This is a genomic window from Planosporangium flavigriseum (assembly GCF_011947225.1).
GTDB lineage: Bacteria > Actinomycetota > Actinomycetes > Mycobacteriales > Micromonosporaceae > Planosporangium > Planosporangium flavigriseum.
This window is the reverse complement of the sequence record NZ_JAATVW010000053.1, coordinates 1-2,135: the sequence shown is the minus strand read 5'-3', so window position 1 is coordinate 2,135 and position 2,135 is coordinate 1. Positions and strand designations below refer to the sequence as shown.

Sequence of the window (2,135 nt, the reverse complement as noted above, 5' to 3'; positions counted from 1 at the left end):
GATCGTCATACCGCTCGGCCCTTCCAGCACGCGTCACCGCTGGAAGGGCCGAGCGGCGTCTGGCGTGGACTTGAACCGCGGCGCCGCGCCTGGCTGGCGATGCTGGAGACTGGAGCCGGCTCGGGGACGTACCGCAGGACGGAGACTCGCCAATGACCGACGATCCGCTCCCCGCCCGGCTGGCGACGACGCCGGACGGGCGGCCCGAGGAGCCTGCCGCGACAGTGGCGGAGCTGGCCGAACGGGCGCGGCGGCTGGTCCGGCCGGGCCAGCGGCGGATCCTCGGCATCACCGGTGCGCCGGGCGCGGGCAAGTCCACGGTGGCCGAGGCGCTGGTCGCGGCGTTGGACGGCGACGCGGTACTCGTGCCCATGGATGGTTTTCACCTCGCGAACGCCGAGCTGGAGCGGCTGGGCCGGCGGGACCGTAAGGGGGCGGTCGACACGTTCGACGCGGCGGGGTACGCGGCGCTGCTGCGGCGGCTACGCGATCCCGCGGAGGGGTGCGTCTACGCCCCGGTGTTCCGCCGGGAGATCGAGGAGCCTATCGCCGGGGCCATTCCGGTGCACCCTGACGTGCCGCTGGTCGTCACCGAAGGCAACTACCTCCTCGTCGACGACGGCGAATGGGCGCCGGTCCGCGGCCTGCTCGACGAGGTGTGGTTCCTGGACTCACCCGACCCGGTCCGGCTCGACCGGCTGGTCCGCCGGCACGAGCGGTACGGGAAGTCATCCAGCGCGGCCCGTGCCTGGGCGTACGGCAGCGACCAGCGCAACGCGGAACTGGTGCTGGGTAGCCGTGACCGCGCCGACCTCGTGGTCCGGCTCATCGGCTGAGCGAGCGGCGTCGCCACCGGAGGAAGCCCACGGCGCCGAGGATGACGACGGCGACGCCGATGCCGAGCGGCAGCCATGGCACCGACGACCCCGCCGACTTCGGGGCGGCCGCATCCGGTGATCGCGTGACGATGGCCGGGTTGACGGGCCGAGCCGAACTGGTCGCGGACGGCGTCGGGCTCGGCGTCGCGCTGGCCGGTGCGGCCGACGGCGCCACCGTGAAGCCGAACTCGCCCTGGATCGGATCTCCGTCGGCGGACACCGTCCGCCACGTCACCCGTACGGCGCCGGCCGGCAGCGCGCGTACGGCCTGCGTCACGGTGCTGTCCACGACGCGGGCGGCACCGTCGCTGTACGAGGAGCCATCGGCCGTGGTGACCGTGATGGTCGTGGAGCTCTGCTTGACCGGTTCGTTGAAGGTCAACGTGACGGCTGTGATCGGCTCGGCGACGGTGGAGTCGCCGGCCGGGCCGGTGCTCAGCAGTCGGGCGTGCGCCCACGCCAGTGACGCGGAAAAGCCGACGACGAGCAGTGCCGCGACCGACGCCAGGACTCCGGTCACGGTCCGCCGCGTCCCGCGTGACCACCGAACAGTCAGATCTGCCATGCAGGGGTGGTCGTCAGGAATCGGCCGAAAGTTCCCGCGCGATCAGATCGAGGCGCTCGGGACGGGCCGGTCAGTTTTGGCGGCTCTGAGCCGTCCACCCCGACGACAATGCATGCCATGGCTCCGCCTTGGCCTGTGTCACTCGCTCGTGCACTAACCCTCGGTCTGCACTTTCCGGCGATCCGGGCCGAGATCATGATGCGTGGTCGCGGTACTAGGGTTGGTGGCGAGCGATCCCCGCGGATCGCGCCCACCTGTCCAGCCGTTGAGAGTGACCAAAATGATCTTCATCACCGCCAAGTTCCAGGTACTGCCGGAGTACGCCGACCAGTGGCCGCAGATCGCCGGCGAGTTCACGGAGGCGACCCGCGCCGAGCCCGGCTGCATGTGGTTCGACTGGTCCCGCAGCGTCGCGGACCCGAACGGGTACGTCCTGGTCGAGGCGTTCCGGGACGACGAGGCCGGGCTGGCGCACGTCCAGTCCGACCACTTCAAGAAGGCGCAGCAGACGCTGCCGCAGCACCTCGCCGAGACGCCGCGGATCGTGAACTTCAAGGTTCCGCAGGACGACTGGTCGCTGCTCGGCGAGATGACGGTGCCCGAGCGGGGCTGAGCCGGTCGTCAGGAGCATCGTTCCGCCGCTGGTGGCAGCGGCGGAACGGTCGACTTCGGCGGGAGTCCCGTCGGAGAGT

3 protein-coding genes are annotated in these 2,135 nt (G+C 71.1%); 2 read left to right on the top strand and 1 reads right to left on the bottom strand.

Annotation, left to right across the window (positions count from 1 at the left end; all coding sequences use genetic code 11):
• Positions 1 to 152 precede the first annotated feature (152 nt).
• Complete coding sequence (locus tag HC028_RS26760) at positions 153 to 836, top strand: nucleoside/nucleotide kinase family protein (RefSeq protein ID WP_168080217.1); 684 nt, start codon at positions 153 to 155, stop codon at positions 834 to 836.
• Here HC028_RS26760 and HC028_RS26755 read toward each other — a convergent pair.
• Positions 826 to 1,398 (bottom strand): copper resistance CopC family protein, encoded by a 573-nt coding sequence (locus tag HC028_RS26755; RefSeq protein ID WP_168080216.1) that lies wholly within the window; start codon positions 1,396 to 1,398, stop codon positions 826 to 828. The two genes, HC028_RS26760 and HC028_RS26755, sit on opposite strands and share 11 nt — an antisense overlap.
• A gap of 325 nt (positions 1,399 to 1,723) precedes the next feature.
• Between HC028_RS26755 and HC028_RS26750 the strand changes: the two genes are divergently transcribed.
• Positions 1,724 to 2,056: a putative quinol monooxygenase gene (locus tag HC028_RS26750; RefSeq protein WP_168080215.1), complete on the top strand. Its 333-nt coding sequence runs from the start codon at positions 1,724 to 1,726 to the stop codon at positions 2,054 to 2,056.
• Positions 2,057 to 2,135: the final 79 nt, after the last annotated feature.